Below are 24,165 nucleotides of genomic sequence, written 5' to 3'. Positions count from 1 at the left end.
TAGAGAAAAAGAAGCTTTTGAATACGGTACTTTTAGTCACCAGCGATTCTGGATAGGAGCGCTGGTAGTAATTTGGAGGCATCACGCTCAGTTCTTTCTTTTTCTTTGGCTATAAGTTTTCCATTTTCATCATAGTATAAAATATACGAAAAGACAAAATCACTTGTTGAGCTAAATCCCATTTGCCCAAATCTTAGATCATTAAAGATCCATTTATTATGATCTTTACGGATGGCGTACCAGCCTCTGGTTAATTGTATTAACCGTTGGACAATCGATTCATCTTTAATAGCGGTTAATGCACTGTGATTTTTGGGAATAGATGTGAATTCAACTTGCTTAGTGTTATCAAAAATTGAATAATATCCGATAAGGTATGTATCATCGCAAGCCACATTGGCCGTCCATAAAAAACTGGTTAATGGAGCGGGTCGAGTTTGGATTTCGGTATAGGATATTTGTTGTGATGCTAAACTTTGTTTGAAAACAGTAAAGGTATACCATTTTAAGGCCAAGGTAATAAGTAGATAACAGGAGCTTATCATAAGCCCCAGTCGGTTTAGCTTTTGACGTTTGGGATTATTTCGTTTATAAAACATCGTAGCGATAACTAATCCCAAAAAAGGTAAGGTGTATAGGGGATCCACTACAAAGATGTTCTTAAAAGACAGTTTGTAAGGTAATGGCCAAAATAACTGAGTTCCCCAGGTCGTAAAGGAGTCTAGCAAAGGATGTGTAAAAAGTCCCCAAAACATAAGCAGGGTCCAATCTTTCCAGCTTGCATTATTCTTTTTGTATACTTTATGCAATAGCCACCCAAAAACAGGAGCTGCCATTACACAAAACAGAATGGAATGTGAAAAACCACGATGCCATTCATTAGCAGTTACATCATCTACAAAAAATTTAGTGAGTACATCTAAATCGGGTATGGTGCCGGCAACAGCTCCCCATACTATGGCTTGATTGCCTATTTTTTTTCCTAATACAGCTTCACCAACAGCGGCACCAAGTACAATCTGAGTTAAGGAATCCATATTAACTTAGCTGTGCTTTAAACGGGGTTCTTATTTCATAGTCATTAGGAGTAATGAAATCAACCAGTGGTTTTAGTAATTGATTGGAAAGGGTATTACCGTGTTTTACATACAATTTCATTCTCTTAGGTGTCGCACCAACAGTGCTTTTAATGGTCTCTGCAGTTCTGCCTAACCGAAGCTCTTTGGTCCGAAGTTGAATAGCAGTGCTTACATATTCATATAACATTCTTTGGTACAAGGCGTGGGATTTGTTATAGGTGTAATTAATTCCGATATGATTAGCTTCAAGTACTTGATCTTGAGGGACAAAAGCAGTAGTAAATCCTATCAAATCGTCATCTAAGAAATAGCCTTTGAATATGAATTGATCTCCAAGTTGATCTTTGAAACCTTCAAATGCTCTAGCATTTAAATGCCCCAGTTTAAAATCCGCATTTTCAATTACAGAGCGGTATAGCTTATCGATAGCCTCAGCATAAAGTCTTATGTTCTTACTATTAAAATCTTTAATTGAAACAGCAGCTGATTTTTCAAATGTTTTTTTAGCTCTTGTTCTGAATTTGGTTCTAAAGTCTGTTAGATAATCCTCAAAAGTATTCCAATGGGGTTGTAGCTCGAGAACCATATTGACATCTACCTCAAAAGCTTTGTAGTGGAGTTCTTCAAAATCATTACCCAGTAGTTGCACTTTTTCCTGCCAAAATTCTTTCAAAAGAATAAAAGAGGGCTTATCATCGGCGTGGACAACAGTTCTGATGTCTTTTAAGGCTTCAGTGAGCGCTTTGGTTGCTTCTTGAGTATTTATTTTAGTGGTGTCAAAAGAAAATCCATGCGCACCGCAGGCAAATAGATTACCACAAACCAGGGTTTTAATTTCAAGATTCTTTAAAAAAAAGTTTTGTATGGCATCACTTACCTTACAAGGTAGTTTTTGTTGGCTAATCTGTTTTGGGTTTACTTTAATTAATTGCGTATACGCTATCCCAACAGGTATTTGATCTTGATAAAAAATAACATACCAAAAATCGATAGTGGCTGCTAGCGAATCCTCAATAACAGCGAGATAGGGTAAGACTAAGTATAAATTGTCTTCTTTATTTATAGCTTGCCAATCCTTATTTGGTACCTTATTACAGCTTTGAAATAACGAGTAGGTAATTGCTTTTGATTGAGAATTTGATATGATCCTATGTAGCATATTCTATGAATAACTATTCCAATACGTATTAGTTGTTTTTATTGCTTAAAGTTACAGGTATTAGGGTTAAAACTTTTGTAAAAATAGAGTTTTATCACTATTCGAAAGTACTGTTGCAATAAAAATCAATGGAAAGTACTCAATACAAATATGGTTAAACCGTACTTTTTGTCGAAAAAAGATTTGCTTATAACGAAAACTAAATGCTGAATAACAGGCTTTTGATAAAAACTTACGTTCTTTGATCCGTATTTAAATGGTTATGAGGCAATCTGTTAATTCTGTTTTACTGGTTGATGACGATAAAGCAACTAGTTTTTTTAATGAAATCATAGTGTCGAGACATAAAGGATTTAATCAAATTGAAAAAGCCTTTAGTGGTCAGGAAGCATTAGCGTATTTAAAAGAAATAAGGGATAAACAGCAGATAAAGCCAGATTTGATATTACTAGATATCAATATGCCAGCAATGAACGGATGGGAGTTTATAACAGAGTTTGAAAAGTTAGATAAGTCATTTACTAATTCAATTAAAGTTGTGCTATTATCTACATCTTCTTGTAAGGATGATTTGGAAAAGTCTTTGACTAGCCCTACGGTCTTAGATTTCATTCATAAACCGTTGTCATTTGATGCTTTAGATATACTGATCGACACTCATTTTAATGAATATACAAAAATTAATGCCTAAAAATAGTTTATTAATTTAAAGATAATTACCGCCCCAAATGCTTTACATTCTTTTACTTTTATTTGCTGTTTTTGCTATCTCATTTGCCATTCTTTGGGTTCATCATCAGCGTCTAAACAAACAGTTAGTGATTGATCTGGCACAGAAAGAGAAAGACCTTGCAAAACAAACCTATTTGCTAGAGTTAAAAAATACAGAGCTCAAGCAATACAATTACCTGGCGAATCATGATTTCCAAGAACCGTTAAATACAATATCGTGTTTTGTCGGTTTACTACGAGAAGATTATGAAACGAATTTTGATGACTCTGCAAAGCAAAGCTTAACTTTTATTGAAGAAGCTTGCGACCGAATGAAAAATTTAATGTCAGATCTAAACCATTATAAAGTATTAGGCAATCAACAAAAAATGGAGTACGTGGATACTACTCAAATAGTCAATGATGTGCTTTCAAAACTAAGTGATGACATTAAAAAATATAATGCCTATATCCATTGTGATACCTTACCGAAAATAAAAGCAGTACCCGATGAAATTCGGTTGTTGTTCGAACATTTACTATCTAATGCACTCAAATTTACGGATAGTCAAACCGAACCGCGGATCCATATCACTTCCGAGATGGTTATAAATGCCTATGATGAAAAGCTGTATCAATTTTCAGTCACTGATAATGGTTTTGGAATCTCAACACAACATCAAGAAAAAATCTTTTCTATCTTTCAACAATTACATCCCAGAGGCCAGTATAGTGGCCGCGGCACCGGCTTAGCTGAGGCTAAAAAGATTGTAGAATCTCACAGCGGAAAAATGGGTTTAGCTTCTGAAAAAGGTAAAGGAAGCACATTTTATTTTACCATACCCATCCCGGAAATGGAAAAATCACCTAAAAATTTCAATACAAAAATCACTGAAAACAGGTATAGTACAAACGTATAATTACAATACTTTTGGACCAAAATTTAAATATCAAGATGGGAAAGATATACCTAGATAGAAAAAGTTATAGAAATGTTAATGAAATTTTGGCTTCAAGCTTTCTAAGCTATAGTTTTGCAAATCTTTTATAAAAATCTAGATTTTTGGGCTCAAGATCACTACTTATTTTCACAACTTTTATCTGTTCTTTAAGTTTATATAGTCAGGATTTGGAACAAATTGGCAAAGCAAAACTGCTTAATTTAACAGGAGGTATAGCAGCCAACGGCGTTTTCTATGATGGTACAGCGAATAGAGATCCGTTTACCTATTTCGTAAACGGTAATTTAAATTTAAATATAAGTGGGGTTTATAATATTCCATTTTCATTTTCCTATACCAACCAAAAATTTAATACCAGCAATCCTTTTTCGTTCAACAGATTAAGTATTCATCCTTCATATAAGTGGATAACCACCCATATAGGTGATGTTAATATGACATTTTCGCCCTATACGCTAAATGGACATCAGTTTACGGGAGTTGGAGTAGATTTGGCTCCACCGAATACCAACCTTAAGGTTAGTGCCATGTACGGTAGGTTGCTCAAGGAATCGGAACATGACACAATCGCAGTTAATTCTGAGCCCGCCTATAAAAGGATGGGCTATGGATTAAAAGCTGTTTATGCTAATGAAAAATTTTCTGTAAGTGGAACTGTATTCTCTGCAAAAGATGATGAAGGTTCTATAAATCAACCGGTACCGATTGAGTTTGAGCTGCAGGCAAAAGAAAATGTAGTTGCTAGTGCCGAAGGAAGTGTAAAGCTGTTTGATAGAGGAGAAATACGAGTAGAGTATGCAACATCATTAATAACTGAGGATATCAGTGCTGAAGGAATTAATCAAAAAGCAGTGTTTTCTAATCTAATTGCTACCAATGCAACAACTCGGCAATACAGGGCCTACAACGCCAATTTTAACTATCAAGTTGGACAGGGTACTGTAGGTGCAGGTTACGAATATATAGATCCGGATTATCGAACTTTTGGAGCGTATTTCTTTAATAATGATTTAGAGAATTTTACGGTAAATGCTTCACAAACCATATTTAATAATAAAGTAAATATTAGCGTCAATGCAGGACTACAACGTGATGATCTTGACAATACCAAAAGCAGCCAATTACAACGTGTGGTTAGTGCGGTTAATGTAAACTATGCGGCTTCAGATAAAATTACGTTTACAGGGGGCTATTCCAACTTTCAATCTTACACCAATATCAAAAGCCAGTTTGATTTTATCAATGAGGTGTCACAATCCGATAATATAGACACCTTAGATTTTCAACAAATTACACAAAGCGCTAATCTTAATGCCAACTTTATTTTAAAAGATGCCGAAACCAAAAAGCGCAACTTAAATATAGCCGTATCGTATCAAGGAGCTACAAATAAGCAAGGGGGAGAGGTGGCTGAGAATGGAAGTTCTAATTTTTACAATGGGAGCTCTACGTACACCCTGGGATATCCTAACATCAATTTAAATGTGTCAGGTTCAGTGAATGTTACTTATAACACTATTGGTACCGAAGAGAATATCACTTTTGGTCCTATCGTATCTGCAAACAAATTATTTTTTGATAAAAAACTAAGAACTTCGGCATCGGTAAGTTACAATCAAACCAACATAGCTGGAGAAAAACAAGGTGATGTTACTAATATTCGATTAGGCGGAAATTATATATACAAGAAGAAACACGGTTTAAACCTTACTTTACTTACTCAATTTAGAAATTCGGAGAACTCTTCCAATCAGGATTTTACAGCGACTATAGGGTACAATTATACCTTTGATAAAATTAAACCTCCAAGAATTCAATTTAACAAACGCGAAAAAACAAAGAAAGAGCGTACTAAAAAATCCAGAGATAAACGCAAACGATCTAAAAAAGAGGAAGAAGCATTACTTAATTTTAGATACCGAGACTCTAGCTATCAAGGTACTATGGCAGAAGTGGATGTGCAGTTAGAAGCAATGCAAAATCATAGTTATTTTGATCATATTCCTGCCTATAAAAAAGGAGAGCTAACCATGCTGAGGAGTATTGCTTCAGATCAAAGAAATACAGAGGACTATAAGGAGAATGCTTTGATATTTTTGAAGGAACTTTATAGCTATGAAGATTTCTTAAAGAATTATAATCAAATGGTTTTTGAAATTCTAACCGAGCTACGAAGAGATATGAATCGCCTGGATTATGCCTTTGAAAAAGCATTTGTAAAAGCCAAAGTAACCGTTGATAATCATCAATTACATCAATTAAGTGATGAAGAAAAACAAACTAAGGGTAGGGAATTACAAAAGCAATACGTTACTCTTATAGAAGCCAGAGAAAAAGCGTTAGCTCGATTAATCGGACACCGCTGGATGTTGCCTATAATCAGTAGTTATAATACCTTGGTTAAGGTTGAAAAGCCTGATAAACTTTTAGCAACCCTGATGGAGAAAGAGAAGGATAATATTTTTAGGCTAAAAGACAAAGGCGAATCTGAACAGAAAATTGAATTATATTTAATAACACGAATCATTGATTTTTACTTAAAGGAATCGTTGAAACATACCAGTCCTGATAAGTTTGAATTAAAGTACATTGATAAAAACTAACCAGCTTAACCTATGAAGAAAACTTTATTTGTTCTTTGTGCATTTTTATTGGTTTATTTTCAGGCATCCGCTCAGCGTTTTCCTATAATTGTAATACCACAAGTCAACTCACCGGCGCCCGTTTATTTTTACAATTACGCAGATGCCACTACATTGAATAGCCCGCTGCGTGTTCAGCTTATTCTTAATGATATTACCATATCAGATAGACAAATTGCGCTACGTATCGCTTTTCAAGGTAATGGGTTAAGCTTCAGAAGTACCGATGTAGTTGTTGGTGCAGCACCTTTATTTATTAGTGGTGGAGAACCTCTGAGATTGACTAATGTAGAGTTAGCACCGTATTTTGAATTGCAAAATATCCAAGGAATCAACCCTAATGTATATGGACAGGTAATTCCAGAAGGTAGCTACCAGTTTTGTTTCGAAGTATTTGATTTCATGACGGGCAATCGTTTATCCGAATTAACTTGTGCAAATACCTATATTTTTAGAAATGATCCTCCTTTATTAAACCTTCCCTTGAATAAAGTAAATATTGAGCCACAAGCCGTGGATAATATTGTTTTTCAATGGACGCCCAGACAGATCAATGTAAGTAATGTAGAATACGAATTGAGCATAGTGGAGATTTGGGATGATGGAGTAGATCCGCAAACTGCTTTTTTATCTTCACCACCAATTTTTCAAACAACTACCAGAAGCAGCTCATTTGTATATGGACCCAGTCTACCCCCCTTATTAACAGATAAAAGATATGCGTGGCAAGTAAGAGCTAAAGCCTTACAAGGTGCAGAAGAAATAGGCTTGTTCAGAAATGAGGGTAAAAGTGAAATCTTTTGGTTTTCGCGCACCGAGCCTTGTGCTGTCCCTAATGGAGTAGCAGCGCAAGCCCAGGGAATGTCAAAAATCAATGTCTATTGGGAAGAAAATCCTGCTTTATACAGTGAATACATTATTCGCTATCGCGAAGCTAATAAACCCGGAGCGCAATGGTTTACTATGAAAACCAATAGCGGTTGGGCAACGGTTTGGCACCTAAAACCCGGAACCACCTATGAGTATCAAGTGGCGGGTAAATGTAAATATGAAGAAAGCCCCTTTAGCGAAGTACAAGAAGTAACTACTGCGACAGAAGAAGATGAAAGTGCGGATTACAATTGCGGTATTGTGCCAGATGAAGTAGCAATCAGTAACCGCGATCCACACCCAGGATTAAATACTGGGGATCGTATTACGGCTGGTGATTTTATCATAACACTTACCGAGATTTCTAGTCAGTCCAATGGCGTCATCTCTGGTAAAGGATTTGTGCAGATTCCATACTTAAAATATGCTCGATTTGCGGTTACCTATGAAGGTGTTTTAGTCAATACGGATAATCAACTAGCTCAGGGCGAAGTGGTAACGGTACATGATGGTGATTTTGGTGAAGGAGAAGAAATGACCGTGGATGTAGATATTGATATTGATGAAACGATTAATGGCGATGATGGTACCATAGACAGTGTTGAACTTGACTACGAAATTGAAGAAATAGTTATCAATGAAAATGGAGGTATAGAAATAACCGGTACCAACGGAGAATCCGGTACACTACCCGGTGGAGTGGATACTGTAATTACAGACAGTGAAGGTAATACGTATACCGTATCTGAGGATGGAACGATTACGCAAGGTGAAACAGCTCCAGGAGGACCAATCGTTTCAGGAAATGAGGGAGGCAGTGGTTCTTCTGTAGATCAAATAGAAGATTTAGGTATTCGCATTAGTTTTAAAGAATCTGGTACATATGCCTATGATGCTGCTCCTGATGTAGAGAATCAAAACCTGTTAAGTCAATACCCTACTTTACCTTTAGGAGAGGATACTTATTCCATAATCTACAAAGCCGTCTCCAAGCTTAAGGGCGATGATACGATTACCGCCGAAGCTGTTATTATTAACGAGGATTACAAGCTTGAAGATGTGGTATTTAAAACCAAAGAAGGGATTAAGATAAACCTAAACGGAGAATGGAAAGATAATAAAGTCGAATTAAGTCTTCAGCAAACGATGAAATATGCAGAGCAAGAGATTTTTGCTACGGTACCTTCAAAAATAGAAGAAGGGAAATATGAGGTAGTAGGTACCTTTAAGTTAGTGCATTTAGATGCTTCTTTAGCTAATATCAAACTAGTACTGGTTCCGATAAACAATGCGCAAGTTCCTGGGGATTTAGCCAATCAGATCAACACAATTTATAACAAATCAGGGGTTAATTTTGAAATTACTACCGCTTCACCACTTCAACTCCCAGAAGCCCTTTGGAAAGATGATGGAGTCTTTGATGTAGGAGATAGTGGTTACTTATCATGGTATTCTCCCGAAGAAAATGCCGTTATAGATTATTATAAAGAAAACACTACAGTGGCCGAGGAAACTTACTATTTGTTCATCAGTGACTTACCAACCAATAACGAGGGCCTCGATGGATTTATGCCACTAAAAAGTCAGTTTGGATTTGTGTTTTCAAATTCCAACCAGGGTAAAGTGGCAGCACACGAGTTAGGTCACGGGGTGTTTGGATTAGAGCATACGTTTAAAACTTACGGAACAACAGAAGGCGAGACAGAATTCTTAATGGATTATGGTTCCGGTACCCAATTAACCCATATGGATTGGAAACAGATGTATGCCGATGGGTTTAAGCTGTATTGGTTCCAAGGAGATGAGGATGGGGCTGCAGAAAACCCCTATACTGATGCTCAATCTAAATGTGGAGAAACTGTTATAAAGGATTCAGATTTGCAGTATGTGGAAAAATTAAAAGAGCTTAGCCAGAATATTGCTAATGCAGAGGTCTCTTTAATAGAGGATACCATAAATAACATCGAAAACATTTGTGCACTCAAGTACTTAGATTTTACGGTACTTGAAAAATTACTAAATAAGTTAATAGTTGAAACTAGTATTGATGATGACTTGGAAAAGGCGATACTTAAATTGTTGGTAAGTGTTCCTGAGGAAAAGTATTCTGAGTTCCACAATAATATATTAGCATCAGATGATTTTAGTGCTTTAAAGAATTTGTTGGATCGAATGGATGATGAGTTTGCATTTTATGGAGATGATAATAAAACTTATTTTTTAGATACCCTTGCGAATATTATTGCTAAGCTAACCAATGATGTTCAAAAGTGGAATATTGTAAATATAATTATCAAAGAAAGTTACGGTAATATTGAAACCAGAGAGCAAGATGCGTTTTTGAAAATATTTTCATCAATGCAATCAAATCAAGAAAAACTTGATCGACTGGCTTCAATAAATCTGTTATTCACAGAAATGTTAATTGAAGATTGCAGTACATTAAACGATTTTAAAATAGTTTTTGAAATAGCTGAAAAAAGAGATAAAAATCAAGAGGCATTTGCTCGCTTCACACAATCTGATAAAAGGAAAATTAAAATAGATAATTATTACTTTGAGCAATCAGGCGCTTTAAACTGGCTATTACCTTATACAGTTACCTTTAAAAACCCATATTATGAAGATAAATATGCAAGCGCAGAAAGTTTGTACGATTGGGCAGCGTTTCTGAAATATGATTTAGGGAGATATAATCGTCAAGATATAAAAAATAATTATTTAACTAACCACGATCAAACGTATGATTATCTAAATAAGTTTAAGGATAGATACGACGCATTTATTGTTAATCATCAAAATGAAAATACTCAATTTTGGGTTAGGTATAAGGGTAACGGTGGAAATCAATTAATAAAACAGGAAATATCGGAAATAATTAATCATATAAATAATTATGAAAACTCTGAATCTTTAAGGAAAGTAGGTTACTCCACAATGCTTAAAGTATTAATAGCAATACTAGAAAATTCGGAGGTACAAGATGATTTAGATCCAGTGCTTAAAAATGTTCAAAGCGATGCGCTAATGAAGGTAGCATTTAGTGTACCCCAAGGAAGTAGTAGAGTATTAAGAGAGATTGAAAAAGTGGGGTTAAAGATCATATACAAAAATCTTTCCGGAGATCGTTTAAGTAAATTTCTGGCTTGGGTAGGTCAGCAATCAATTGAAGCGAAGGAACTAAAAGGAATAACTGAAAAAGAACTTCTGGATATGGAACTTGCTTCTCAGAATGATTATGATAGCGACTCCATACTTCAACTAGAGTCAAATATATTCCAGTTTGATAACTTCTCCTCAAATGTTGTTGATAAAATTAACATTAAAGCTAATGGAGCAACAATACCATATAATAAAGAGGTCTTGGTTTATGTGGCTGATGATTTCACGTTTTTAGGACAAGACTTCAAAAAAGGTACCATATTAAACTTGCCGATGATACACGCTTTTGCGATCAGCAATAGTAATTGGAATCAAGTTGCTGAGAACTCTGCTTGGCTGGCTGCGGACGTAATTTCTTTTGCTGTTGGTATTGGTGGAATCAAAATTTTATTTACTACTGGTAATATTATTAGAAAAACTATTGTTGTTGCAGATGTTGCAGGTTCTGCATTAGGAGCATTAGAAACTGCAATGAATGCCAGTGCGTTATCCAAAGAAACTAGAGCTAATATTCAATTAATTTCACTTATAGCTTCGTTACCAGATTTAGGGTTGATTACCTCTAAAAAGTTTGACGATCTCGTTACAAGAACCGATAGATCAATTGATCAGCAAGGAGGGATTAGTCAGGTAACCAAATCCACTTTAAAAAATTATTTAGCACGCTTTAAGACTCCAGAATTTAGAGCGAGCAGTATTATCGATAAAATAAAAACTACTAGGCCAAACTGTAAATAATTTGACACATGAAGAATTTAAAATTTTACATCAATAATGTAGTAGTCGCTTTATTTATAGCGCTCAGTTTTCAGTCTGTCTTAGCTCAGGGAGAATGCTCTCTAGATGCTTTGAATAGCGAGTTGGTAACTAAAAATTCTGACGAGGTCTTTAAACATTTTGAAGCCAGTCCAGAACAAGCGTATGATGCTTGGAAAGTATTGTATAAAGCAGATCAAAGTGCAGACAGACTAAATCTTGATATTTTAAAAGAACTCGGCGAGTACATTTCTTTAACCTCTAAGGGGCTTAAAGTAGTAGAAGATGAAATAAAAGCAGTTGGATCGTTTTCAAGCTGGTTCAATAACTCTTCAGGGATATCTAAATCTAATTTTTATAAATCTTTCCAATCATCAGAAGAAGTTCAACTAAGTGCTTGGATATTATATAAAGAAAAAAACTGGGCAGAACTAGAGAAATTATTTACAGATAATAATATTAAATGGCCACCAGCTTATGGTGGATATAATATCGAGAAAATTTCACTTTCAAAAGGCATGAAGTTTGATCGATATACAGACGATTCAGCTGGATTTGAAAATGATATACCAATTTTTAGGAGTGGATTTACAAGTCCACTAAAAAATGATGGTACACCTTATGAATTTGCCCAAAGAGCTTTAGATAGACCAAAGTCTGATTATGATTTTTATTATGAAATAGAGGTTCTCAAAGATCTGCCATTTGAAGGGGAATTGGCAGATGTAATTCCTTGGTTTGGCTTAGTGGGAAATGGAAAGCAAACATCTTGGGATATACCAGTAGAGAGCAGTGGATACCCAAAAACTTTCAGTCAGCTAGCAGAAGAAGGGTATATTAAAATCACTATTAAAGATTCACCTAGTGGAAAATATTCTAGTTTAGTCGGTGATGTAATAGGGCGGGTTGAAATTGACAATGTAAGAGAAAAGGTTTTAGCAAAAAAAACTCATGTCTTAAGTGTTGAAGGTCTTAACAAGACAAGAAATTATCAAGGAAATGAGTTAAAAGGTTTTACAGGTTGCCATACAGAAAAAGCATTACAAGAATTTGTAGAAAATAATGGTGGCTCTTATTTTATTAAAAATAAACCTAATTCTCTTTCTAATAATGAAGTTTACGAGGGGCAACCAATAATAATAATCGAAAATATAGCATATGTAAAAACAAACGGAAAGATTGTTGAATATGAACCAGGAAAGTTTGCAGGTACTTCAACTTTCTTTCCTGAAAATTGGAGTATTACTAAGATATTGCAGGAAGTCGAATACGCAATTCAAAATAATAGGGGAAAGGTTCCAGGTAATAACAAAAATGAATATTATGGGTTTTCAGAAGATGGCAATGTGGAAATACATTTCTATTTAAATCAGAATGGAGAAATAGGTTCATATTTCCCGGTAAAGAAGTAATTATGAATTATAAAATAAATAAGGAAGGTATTATTTCTTTAGAGCATAGGTACTGGATATTATCAGGTGAGTTAAATGATTTTTCAATATCTGAGTTAGATACTATTATTAAGGATATGAATAATGTCTTAGAAGGTAAGTATTCTAGTTCCTCCTTTAGTAAAAATATAATAACGGTCAATTTTGATAATCAAAAAGTAATTATCGAAGATTTGGATAAGGTTATAGGTGAGGAGAAAACAACTCTATTTTTTAAAGCTATTAAAGAATTAATAAATATTAAAAGGAAAAACTTAACAAGTCTTGATAATTTAAATGAATTGATTTTTAGTGTAACTAATATAAATTTTTTAGATATAGTCATTTTAAAAGAGAAACATTTTGAATATAACCATCCAAAGGTTACTATCCACTTTAATTGTTTAAAATGTTGTTGTAATAACAATGTAGATATAATTAATTATCAAACGGGAAGAAATTTTAATGATTTGGTAGAATTAGGTAAAATTGATGTAGAATATCTTCTCAAAAATGACATAGTCAGATATGATAAGGCAATTAGTAAGTACTATATAATCCAAAAATTACCAACACTTTATGAATTGCTTTCTTGTGATTCATGCCAAGAAAAGTATATGATGTTTTTTTCATTAGGAGAGTATCAACCAGGAAGAGATATCTGTGAAGTATCAGGATTGCTAAGAATCGATTTAGGTAAAGAAGTTTAGATAAAGAAAAAGAATGAATTTAGAAAACCCCAGAAAACCGTTATAAAATCGAATCCATTAGTAACTAATATTGTAAAACATATCAAATTTTAAGTTTTTGTTTACACTTATGCTGACCAACTTATTTTCACATAGACCTATGAATAAGATTATTCCAAACCTAGCGTTATCCTTTCTTTTTTGTTTTGCATTGACTTCAATACAAGCCAATGAGAACACCTTATCCGATAATCTAAGAAATAGAACTGAGATTATAACAAAAGATTCGATAGCTACCCCAATAGCTAAGAAGAAGGTTAAAAAACCAAACCCCCCAGTAAAAACCTTTCGTAAGTTTGCTTCGCTCGATAAGTATGACACCCCAACGATCCGAGTAGCACCCGCTGTGTCAAAACCTAAGACTAAAGGGTTTCAGTTTGATGGTGCCAATGCAGCGACCAACCAGGACTGGTTAGAGCTGGCGCAAAGCACCTTTGCCACCATCGAGGAAAATCAAAACTATATCGACGTACTGACCGGGGATAATTTAGCGCAACTGCCGGTTGCGATCGCTCCAAAAACGATTAGTAATACCAAATATACCGTAGGTATCGCTAAGGCTAGTTTTAAACCTTCATACGCGGAGTTGACTGCCTTTTTAAAAGTAGAAACGGCCAGAGGGACTTTGATTTTAGGCGCACAGGATATTAAGTTGTCTCACGATGGCGGTATTGTAGGCGAAGCCAAATTGAACTTGATCTCCAAGTTTACCATCAATATCAATCAAGAAAAAATACTACTGACTCTTAATGGTAGTTTTTCTGAGCCCAAAACCTATGCCACTATGGATTGTGATGGGTTTAAGGAATTGTTCTTAGATGCAGATGTCTCCTTTCATAGTGATATAATTTTTCCGGTAAATGAAGATGGTAAAAAGGTTGAAACTAAACGATTAGAGGGTTCTTTTAAAACGCAGGTTGCGGATTGGAACGATTGGGTAGCAAATGTGACCTTACCCGAATTTGGTGTCAAAGGGTTAGAGGGAACAACCTTTAAATTAAATACGGCGGTACTGGACTTTAGTGATTTGCGCAATGATGAAGCCGTACCACAGGATTATATCAATACCTATTATTCCAATAGTCCTAATTTGTGGAGAGGAGTGTATGTAGAAAGTCTAAAAGTGCTTTTGCCAAAAGCCTTTAAGAATAAAAACAGCAATGAACGTATCTCTTTTACAGGTACCAAAATGATTATTGATGATGCTGGAGTTACCGGTACTTTCGAAGGTGAAAATATTTTATCCATTGATGAAGGATCAGCATCGAAATGGCAGTTTTCATTAGATTACTTTAAAGTAGGATTACGCAGAAATTCAATTACCGAAGGTGCTTTTAATGGCGAAATGATTCTACCAGTTTCTAAGGTAGGTCGATTGAAATATAATGCCGTGATTCAACCCGATGAGTATACCTTTCAAGTATCCAATACCGAAGATTTAGATTTTGATGTGTGGAACGCCAAAGTGAACCTAACACCAGATTCTTTTGTGGAAATGAAGATAAAGGATGATGAGTTTAGACCCAAAGCCAGTCTAAATGGCTCCGTGAGTATAAGCTCTGATCTTAAAAAAGAAAGTGAACAGGGAGATGATAAAACGGTAAACTTTAAGGGTATTGTTTTTGAAAAAATGGTCATTCAAACGGAAGCACCTAAGTTTTCGGTTGAATATTTTGGATATCAAGGCAAGCAAAAATTAGCCAACTTTCCGGTTAGTTTAAATGAAGTGGGATTACAATTAAGTGGAGAGGAAGCTAAACTTATCGTTGATTTTAGTGTCAACCTAACTTCAGAATCTGATGGAGGTAATGGAGGAGGTTGTAGGCTTGCTATCAAAGCAAAACTGCAGGATGAAGGCGGCCGAGAACGCTGGAAATACGATGGTATAGATCTCGAAAGGCTTAATGTACAAATGCAAGTTGCTGGGCTTGAGCTTAAGGGAGCCATTTTTATCTTCGAAGACGATCCTACCTACGGTAAGGGATTTGCCGGTGCCTTAGGTGCTAAATTTACAATGGGTATGGAGCTCGAGGTAGAAGCCAAAGCGCTATTTGGACGCACGGATACGTATAGATATTGGTATGCAGATGCTGGAGTAACCCTTCCAACACCAATTCCTATTTTCACAGGTTTCGCAATTAACTATTTTGGTGGAGGGTTCTATAACCGTATGGAAATGGCAGGTATTGATCGTAGTGCCAATGGTGCCTTTGAAAACATAGGAACTTCCATCTCAGGTGTCGTCTATGAGCCTAGTGAACAAAATGGTTTTGGTATGAAAGCCAGTGTGGGGATTATTACGCAAAATTCAGAGGGGTTATTTAATGCGACTTTGGAATTTGGTATTTCCTTTAGGCGATCTGGTGGAGTGGAAGAAGTTTATTTTAAGGGTGAAGGAAATTTGATTTCGAGTATCCCAGGTAATTTCTACGAAAAACTAACGGATAAACTAGGCGTGTTAGCCAATGGAGCGGATAGCGTTATCGCTTCGTATCAACCAGAAGGCCGTATAGCAGCCAATGTATTTATAAAACACGACTTTGTTAATGATATCTTCCACGCTACTTCAGAGCTTTATGTTAATTTAGGGTTCTTAAAAGGTATAGGACCTAATGGAAGAGCAGGATGGATGGACTTCTACGTGGGGCCAGACACTTGGCATATTCTTATAGGAACACCTGAGGATCCTATTGGTACAAAGTTAGATATTGGTATTCTTAAGGAAGAAACCCGAGCGTACTTTATGACTGGTAAAGATTTACCAGGTAGTCCGCCTCCGCCACCAATGGTAGCACAACTTTTAGGAGTAGATGCAGCTCAACTCGACTATACGCGAGATCTAAATCGATTAGATTCTGGTCGAGGTATGGCAATGGGGATGCATTGGGCGATGTCTACAGGAGATCTAAAGTTCTTAATCTTTTATGCACGTTTTGATGCCGGATTTGGTTTTGATATTATGTTGAAGGACTACGGAGAAGCGCACTGTAAAGGATCGTCAGAACCAATAGGTATGGGTGGTTGGTATGCTAACGGCCAGGCTTATGCTTATTTACAAGGGCACGTAGGGCTTAAGGTTAAAATATTTGGTAAACGCAAAAAAATAAACGTCTTTTCGGGTAGTGGAGCAGTTCTGGTTCAGGCCCGACTTCCTAACCCAACCTGGTTACGAGGATATCTCAAAGGAAAATACAAGCTTTTAGGAGGCTTGGTAAAAGGAAGTTTCCGATTTAAGGTAGAAGTTGGTAATAAATGTGAAGTAGTAGGAGAATCTGCTTTGGATGGTATTGTAGTCATTGGAGATATTCAGCCTAAAAAAGATGCTACCAATGTAGATGTATTTGCCGCTCCACAGGTTTCATTTAACTTACCTGTAAACAAGGTATTTGAATTACCAGATGATACTGGTGATCACAAGTATAAAATCATCCTAGATAAATTCGAGACGTTACATAATGGTCAAGCAATAGAAGGCGAAATCGAATGGGGCTACGGTAATGACTTGGCTACATTTTATTCTCACGAAATATTACCGCCAAACTCCAAATTAACAGGTGTGGTTCAGGTACATTTTGAAGAATTTTTAAATGGAAATTGGCAAGTTATTAAAGACAATGGTGCTCCAGCGACAGAAATAAAAGAATTTGGTTTTGAAACTGGCGAAGCACCAGATAATATACCCTTGTCTAATATTGAATATATGTACCCGGTTATCGATCAACAAAATTTTTATATAGATCAGTATGAAAACGGATATGTAAAACTTAAACGAGGCCAATCTTATTTATTTGATCCTGTTCCAGATTGGGAAAAATCGGTGACTATAAAGGCGGAAACCGCTGCAGAAGAAAAAGTCACGTTTGGTTACAATGCAGCACAGAAGCAACTCAGTTTTGTACTGCCAAGAAACATGGAGCTACAAAGTACCTATAGCTTAATGCTATCGCTTGTACCACCTGGAGACCAGGATACAGAAGATACAACAGCTACCTATTCGACTACAAAATTGGATGATGAAGAAGAGGATGGAAATACCGTATCCATCCGAACCAATACCATCAGTCAGTTAAAGGTACGAGGGGATGAGCGAGAACTGTTAAATTTTGGATTCCATACCAGTGAATACAAAACCTTTCAGAAAAAGATTGATGCTATGAGAAAGGTTGATGATTCCTATGAATTTACCAGCTATCCATATGGATTGACATTATCTAATAAAATTGATCATCAAGAACCTTTTGATATAGAAGAGTTAATAGGAACTCGTTTTACAGGCGATCAACCTTTAGTTGTAGTTCGTGCTGTGTTAAACAATAAGTATTACAATGATGATATTTATCCACTGATCTATGAAAACTATCCGATAGCAGAAAATATAACCGTAGATAGGGATACAGAAAAAGTAGGTATTCCTCCGATAGAAGGGGTAGAGCCAATGACGTGGTATTTAACCTATTTAGAAAATGATATCAATACAGATCTTACATTGAACAATCCGTATCGTTATAATCTTACCTATTATTTCTATGAGGACTATGAAGATTTAGTAGTGAAGCTAGCAAATTCTAATATGCCACCATCACAACTAGCACAGTATACAGATTTACTTTCAGGTCCGTTCCCAATGATGGAATATGGAGATTATGATGCGGAATATAAATATATATTGCCTGGAGGTATGGAAAAAGGGAGAACGAAAAAAATAGAATATTTCAATAAGCAATATGGGCCTAATTAAAATTAAAGGAACGCTATTACTAGTAATAACATTATGCTGCCTGAACGCTAGTTATGCGCAGCAACCTATAGGTGATGAAGAACCATCAGTTAAGGTAATAGCAAGAGTAATTGACAATTCCATAAAGTTGAGGTGGGCGCCAAATACACCCACCCTGTGGAAATATGCCAATGAGTTTGGGTATCACATTGAGCGCCATACCATTTTAAAAGATGGACAGGTACTAGAGCAGCGCGAGATTAAAAGACTAACGGCCACTCCAATTAAACCAAGACCAATGATGGAGTGGGAGTCTTTTGTGGATCAAAATGATAATGCTGCGATAGCAGCACAGGCCTTATATGGAGATGATTTTGAAGTGGATATGCAGGAGGGAGGAAACCCAATGATGCAAATTCTTAATCAAGCCCAAATGTTAGAACAGCGATTTGCATTTGCGTTGTATGCAGCGGATAATAATTATGAAGTAGCACAATGGTCGGGCCTTGCCTTTGAAGACAGCAATTTAGTGCAAGGAGAGCGCTATTTGTACAAAATTATTCCCGCAATCCCAGCAGAAAAACTACAAGTTACTAATGGTGCTGCCTATATAGGTTTAGCGGATGTAAAAAAATTACCCATGCCACAAGAGTTTGTAGGTGTGTTTAAGGATCAAAATGTGTTGTTAACCTGGAATTACAAAATTTTAGAAGCCCAATACAATAGTTATATCTTAGAACGTTCAGATGATTTGGGTAAAAGTTTTAGTCCAGTTTCTAAAGAGCCGCTAACACCATTGAGCGATCCAGAAGTTCAAAATACCGGGCGAATGGTATATATGGATAGTATTCCACAAAATAATAAAGAATATCAATACCGACTTAAAGGAATATCTCCTTTCGGAGAACAAGGTCCAGTGTCAAATACTGTCAGCGGTAAAGGTGTTAAAGGACAATATTACAATCCGGCTTTAATTGATGCAACCTTGTCCAAGGACGAGCAAAGTGTAGTACTAAAATGGGAATTTCCGCAAGACGGTATGGAAGCCTTATCACATTTTGTAGTGTCAAGAGCCAATCAAGCAAAGGGGGATTATGTTCCAATTGTGACTAAAGTTGATAAAAATAAACGTTCACTTACCACAACCTCAATTGAGGCAATAAACTATTATCGCATTACTGCGGTAGGATTGGATGGAAGTACTAGAAACTCGTTTCCATCAATGGTGCAACCTAGTGACACTACTCCACCTGCGGATCCAGTTGGTCTATCAGGGGTTATTGATTCGACTGGAGTCGTGACCTTAAAGTGGAATCAAAACATAGAACCTGATTTTTTAGGATATAGAGTATTTAGAGCGAATTTAGAAGAAGAAGAATTTACACAGATTACGTTTAAACCTACCCCTTATAACACAATAATCGATACGATACCTGTGAAAACTTTGGTTAAAAAAGTGTATTACAAAGTACAGGCATTTGATAAGCGATATAACCCGTCTGGCTTTTCTGAAATTTTAGAATTAAAACGCCCGGATATCATTCCACCAACGCCACCTGTTATCAAAGCCTTTAAAGTTGAGGATGACAGTGTAGCATTACAATGGACACCTAGTAGTAGTCAGGATGCTGTAAAAACGGTCATCTATAGAAAAGTGCAAGGATCAGAAGAGGACTGGCAACTAGTTGGTGAAATACCAATAGCGGACACTTCATTTGTAGATACCGAAGTAAAGGCAGCTACTGGTTATTTGTATACACTGCTAACGGTCGATGATTCTGGTTTAGAATCCGAACCCATTGTTCCGGTGCAACTCAGTATTCCCGCGGCTGAGGTTAATGAGGAGATTAATCGTTTTAATAGTGCAGTAAATAGAGAATTGCAGCAGATCAACTTGAGTTGGGGGTATCGACAACAAAATGTTTCAGAATTTCAATTGTTTAGAGCTAAAGAAGGTGAACAGCCTACTTTGTATAAAGTTTTTGAAGCTGACCAAAAGAGATTTATTGATCGGGATTTGTTGATCAATACAAAGTATACCTATTTATTACAGGCTGTATTTGCTAATGGAAGTAGATCAAAGATTGCTAAGGTAGAGGTGAATTATTGATAAATAAATTAATAATTGAAGTTTAGATAATAGCGTTCTTAAAAATCACGGAAAACGGTTAGGATTTTCCTTAGATAAATCAATTATTTTGTCACACTGTAATGAATTTAGTTGACCAAGTTTTTTGTTATAAAAATGTTAAAAAATAATTTTGGTAACTCGTTGTAAAAGAATAATTTCGCCGACTTATTATAGGAAACAATAATTTTTTAGATATAACTATCAGCACAGCTTATTTTCACAACTGATAAGGTTAGGGGTAACCTTGTCAAACAAAATAATATCGTAGCATATTATGATAAGCTGTTTTTTGTAGTGTTAATACATATCAAATTGTGCTTAAATAATATGATGAAAAAAATTTTATTGATTGGTATTCTTCTGATGGGTATCACTCATACAAGCGCTCAAGATGATTATACGATATCTATCAATGGTAACGTAGGGCGTGGGGATAGATGTGGTTCTGGGGGAGACGGAATGCAAAGAGTTACCTTACTTTTTGAAAGCGGAGCACGGAGAGTAATACACGATGCTAGTGGTTTTCATAATACTTCCTTTACGTTCACGGAAACATTTAGTGATTCCAATAAGGTCACAGGGATAGAAGTATATTCTACTGGGCGAGATGATGATGTTGTGGATTGTAAAACGGATAGAGCTACAAAAACAGTTAGTGTTTCTACCGAACCCTGTTCCTATAGAATATATAATAAGGATGAACTTTTTGTACGTCGGATTCGATCAGGAAGAATGATTGTAAGAGTCTTTCCAAATATTGACCTGCAATTCACAGATGGAACTTTACCAACCGAAATAAATACGACATGTTTAAGTGATGCGGTTACCATTACTGCAGATAAGGATTATCTTCCAACTGAAATTTATACTTGGGAATTTTTCGACGAAATTAACCTGGATGTACAAACGCATCCTGATCTTCGTGCCTTAGAGCAGGAAAGGGATAGGGCTAGAGGTAATTATACGGAATGCGTAAGAACTACCGGAGACCCAGATCGATGTATTCCTCAAGAAAGGGCTTTAGATGAAGCTCAGCAAGCGGTAAATAATTATACTGGTCCTAGAACAATTTTAGTCCCAATTTGGAGGGAAATAACCAGTAAAAGTGAGCAGCCAACTATACAATTACGAGCTACTGATCTATACTCAGATCAAGATGATCTGGATGAATTAGTTGGCAGAAATGTTCAAATAAGAATGGTGAATTGTTCTTGGGGTTCTCCTTTAACTAATGTGTTGAACGTAAGATTTCTGCCCGATGCGCCATCGGTCAGTGGACCACCAGTAGTCACTCCGCCGACTTGTTCTTATGATGAGTTCAATAACATAAGAATTCCTTTTGCGGACGGTATTAATAGTAATCAAAAAATATCCATCTCACTAAAACGTCTAGCGGATGGTCAAAGTCCTTATACCAATGCAGATTCCGCATCAAGTTTAGGAATTACGGATCAACAGTTTAATACCAGAGTAAACAATCGATATCCTGTTGAATATAAGAATGTGGTTAACGTTCGCAATGCTAATTTATCCGCTGGCTCGTATAATTGGAATTTAAATGCCGCTAGTGATCCTGATGCTTTTGTGGGTGGATATTATGCGCTAATCGTTACCTCTTATGAGACTAGTGATACGGGAAACAATAATCCATCTTGTGTGCCTCAGTATTACTTTTTTGAAGTCCAAGCGCCACCAGCTTTAGAGTGGGCAACGTCCACTATAACGGATCAGCAATGTTATGGCGTAAACGACGGGAGTTTTCAATTAAATGTTACCGCTGGTAATGCTCCGTATCGTTATAGTTTGGATGGAGGATCGTATCAAACGATGAGTGGTTCTTCTGTTACAATTACTAATTTATCTCCTGGAGATCATACAATTCGTGTTATAGATGCTAATGGTTGTGAGAATAGAAATTATACTAGTGGGACTACCACTGTTCGTATATCTGGCTTACAAGCACCGATCAGCCATAATGTGCCAACAAACCGGATACAAAACCCTACTCGACCGGGAGCCACGGATGGTAGAATTGAGGTAGTTGCTATAAATGGCGGTACGCCCTCAACAAGTTTTGGTTATAGATATTGGGTCTATAGGAATAACCTAGCAGTAGCTTCCTACCAAAACCTAACTTCACAAGGTAATTTTTTACTAAGTGGACTAAGTGCTGGTCGTTATACGGTTCGTTATCAGGATGGCAACGGATGCGAAATTACCTTGCCATTAGCAGAATTAACAGATCCGGTACCGATTACTTTTACCGTACAAAATACGCCAGCAACCTGTGACGTCTCGGATGACGGAAGAATTACGATAACTAATGTCGGAGGTGCTCCAGGACCTTATACGTATCGATGGTTCCAAAACGGGACTCAAATTACAGGCGAAATAAGTAATACAATTATACGTGGAACAGGTACAGGTTATACAGTAGAGATCAATTCTCCAACCGGTTTTGGTACTCGTCAAAATATAACGATAGGTACATTACCTCAGGTCAATGTAAGTTCGGTATCTATTCCGGATTTATTATGTTATGATGGTACCACTACGGCAACCGTTACGGCTACAGGCGGTTCTGGGAGTTATGAATATGGTATATGGAACGGTGTTAGTACCATTTGGCAAGCGTCCAATCAATTTACGCTTCCCTACGCTGCTTCAGGCTATCGTTTTGTAGTTAGAGATGCAGCCGCATCCGTTTGTACTTCAACACCAAGCGGTATATATACACCTGCTCGTCCAGCTGAACTATTTATAAATAGTAATACCATTATTAATAATACGATTTTTGGAGGAAGTACAGCTAGTATTTTGATTAATGTGGTCGGAGGAACAGGAGATTTGACTTATCAATGGAGTAGAGAAAATGATAATACATTTACTGCAACAACACAAAATATATCTAATCTAAGCGCAGGGCGATATACAGTAAGTATCAGCGATGCTAACGGTTGTTCCACGCAAGGGGTGTTTGAAGTTACCCAACCCGATCGCTTAGAAACAAGCACAGCTGTTACTCAACAAATTGATTGTTTTGAAGGAGTTGGGAGTTTAAGAGCAAGTGTACAAGGAGGACTACTGGATCAAAGTGGCCAATATCGTTATCAATGGGCTGTAAATGAAAACGGCGCTTTCAATCCAATAAACGGCGCTACTTTAGCTAATCTAACCAACGTACCCGCTGGTACTTATCAGGTACAGGTTTGGGATGATTATACCAGCACAAGCGCAATTCAAGTGCTTTCCCAGCCCAATGTGTTGACCTTATCGTTAACCAAGACCGATGCAAACTGTTATGCAGCAGCAGATGGTACCATTACACTAAACATTGAAGGAGGTACTGCACCTTATTTCTATTCTTTAGATGGTAGTACATATACCCCGGTATCCGATTTAAGTAGCAACACCATCACTGGGTTAGTCGCACAAGACTATCAGGTTTGGCTTCGCGATAGTAATGGATGTACTATCGATCGTCCCCAGGAGATTACCATTGACCAACCTGTGGCAATTACCATTACTTTGGATAATAGAGAACCAGCTACTACAGTTGGTGGCACCAATGGAGCATTAGATATCACCGCAGATTTAGGAGTAGCTCCTTATAGTTATCAGTGGACATTGGCCGAAGATGGTAGCTTTAGTGCAACGAGTGAAGATCTTACCGGCGTGGGCGCAGGAAACTATACGGTAGTAGTTACCGATGCCAATGGGTGTACAGCTACGGCGACTTATGAAGTTATAGAGCCAGCCCCTATGGAGGTTAGTGTGGAGATTACCATTCCGATCTT

Annotated in this window: 11 protein-coding genes; 9 read left to right on the top strand and 2 right to left on the bottom strand. The window is 36.6% G+C overall.

The window, feature by feature from the left end; all coding sequences use genetic code 11:
* Positions 1-32: 32 nt before the first annotated feature.
* Both EV197_RS12490 and EV197_RS12485 read right to left on the bottom strand, forming a co-directional pair.
* Positions 33-1,037 (bottom strand): metal-dependent hydrolase, encoded by a 1,005-nt coding sequence (locus tag EV197_RS12490; RefSeq protein WP_130287126.1) that lies wholly within the window; start codon positions 1,035-1,037, stop codon positions 33-35.
* Between the two features lies 1 nt (position 1,038).
* Positions 1,039-2,238, bottom strand: coding sequence for a hypothetical protein (locus tag EV197_RS12485; protein ID WP_130287125.1), 1,200 nt, complete (start codon positions 2,236-2,238; stop codon positions 1,039-1,041).
* A 262-nt stretch (positions 2,239-2,500) separates the two neighbouring features.
* Here EV197_RS12485 and EV197_RS12480 point away from each other — a divergent pair, with 262 nt between their 5' ends.
* The 9 genes from EV197_RS12480 to EV197_RS12440 form a co-directional block, all read left to right on the top strand.
* Positions 2,501-2,929, top strand: coding sequence for a response regulator (locus EV197_RS12480; protein WP_165389057.1), 429 nt, complete (start codon positions 2,501-2,503; stop codon positions 2,927-2,929).
* Positions 2,930-2,966: 37 nt separating this feature from the next.
* The gene (locus tag EV197_RS12475) at positions 2,967-3,869 is read left to right on the top strand and encodes a sensor histidine kinase (protein WP_130287123.1); all 903 of its coding nucleotides are present in this window, start codon (positions 2,967-2,969) and stop codon (positions 3,867-3,869) included.
* A 209-nt stretch (positions 3,870-4,078) separates the two neighbouring features.
* Positions 4,079-6,514 (top strand): TonB-dependent receptor, encoded by a 2,436-nt coding sequence (locus EV197_RS12470; RefSeq protein ID WP_130287122.1) that lies wholly within the window; start codon positions 4,079-4,081, stop codon positions 6,512-6,514.
* Between the two features lie 12 nt (positions 6,515-6,526).
* Positions 6,527-11,323, top strand: a complete 4,797-nt coding sequence (locus EV197_RS12465; protein ID WP_130287121.1) for a fibronectin type III domain-containing protein — start codon at positions 6,527-6,529, stop codon at positions 11,321-11,323.
* Between the two features lie 8 nt (positions 11,324-11,331).
* The gene (locus EV197_RS12460) at positions 11,332-12,753 is read left to right on the top strand and encodes an EndoU domain-containing protein (protein ID WP_130287120.1); all 1,422 of its coding nucleotides are present in this window, start codon (positions 11,332-11,334) and stop codon (positions 12,751-12,753) included.
* Between the two features lie 2 nt (positions 12,754-12,755).
* Complete coding sequence (locus tag EV197_RS12455; RefSeq protein ID WP_130287119.1) at positions 12,756-13,481, top strand: hypothetical protein; 726 nt, start codon at positions 12,756-12,758, stop codon at positions 13,479-13,481.
* Between the two features lie 139 nt (positions 13,482-13,620).
* Positions 13,621-18,258, top strand: a complete 4,638-nt coding sequence (locus EV197_RS12450) for a hypothetical protein (protein WP_130287118.1) — start codon at positions 13,621-13,623, stop codon at positions 18,256-18,258.
* The gene (locus tag EV197_RS12445) at positions 18,245-20,347 is read left to right on the top strand and encodes a fibronectin type III domain-containing protein (RefSeq protein ID WP_130287117.1); all 2,103 of its coding nucleotides are present in this window, start codon (positions 18,245-18,247) and stop codon (positions 20,345-20,347) included. Before EV197_RS12450 ends, EV197_RS12445 begins: the two co-directional genes overlap by 14 nt.
* A gap of 348 nt (positions 20,348-20,695) precedes the next feature.
* Positions 20,696-24,165, top strand: a 3,470-nt coding sequence (locus tag EV197_RS12440) for a hypothetical protein (protein WP_207224213.1), incomplete at its 3' end; no start/stop codon positions are given.

Source organism: Aquimarina brevivitae, from assembly GCF_004216895.1.
Lineage (GTDB): Bacteria > Bacteroidota > Bacteroidia > Flavobacteriales > Flavobacteriaceae > Aquimarina > Aquimarina brevivitae.
This window is presented reverse-complemented; position numbering and strand designations above follow the sequence as displayed.

Excerpts from the sequence above, each read along its gene's own strand:
- EV197_RS12490 (WP_130287126.1), bottom strand. The coding sequence starts at position 1,037 with ATGGATTCCTTAACTCAGATTGTACTTGGTGCCGCTGTTGGTGAAGCT.
- EV197_RS12485 (WP_130287125.1), bottom strand. The coding sequence starts at position 2,238 with ATGCTACATAGGATCATATCAAATTCTCAATCAAAAGCAATTACCTAC.
- EV197_RS12480 (WP_165389057.1), top strand. The coding sequence starts at position 2,501 with ATGAGGCAATCTGTTAATTCTGTTTTACTGGTTGATGACGATAAAGCA.
- EV197_RS12475 (WP_130287123.1), top strand. The coding sequence starts at position 2,967 with ATGCTTTACATTCTTTTACTTTTATTTGCTGTTTTTGCTATCTCATTT.
- EV197_RS12465 (WP_130287121.1), top strand. The coding sequence starts at position 6,527 with ATGAAGAAAACTTTATTTGTTCTTTGTGCATTTTTATTGGTTTATTTT.
- EV197_RS12460 (WP_130287120.1), top strand. The coding sequence starts at position 11,332 with ATGAAGAATTTAAAATTTTACATCAATAATGTAGTAGTCGCTTTATTT.
- EV197_RS12455 (WP_130287119.1), top strand. The coding sequence starts at position 12,756 with ATGAATTATAAAATAAATAAGGAAGGTATTATTTCTTTAGAGCATAGG.
- EV197_RS12450 (WP_130287118.1), top strand. The coding sequence starts at position 13,621 with ATGAATAAGATTATTCCAAACCTAGCGTTATCCTTTCTTTTTTGTTTT.
- EV197_RS12445 (WP_130287117.1), top strand. The coding sequence starts at position 18,245 with ATGGGCCTAATTAAAATTAAAGGAACGCTATTACTAGTAATAACATTA.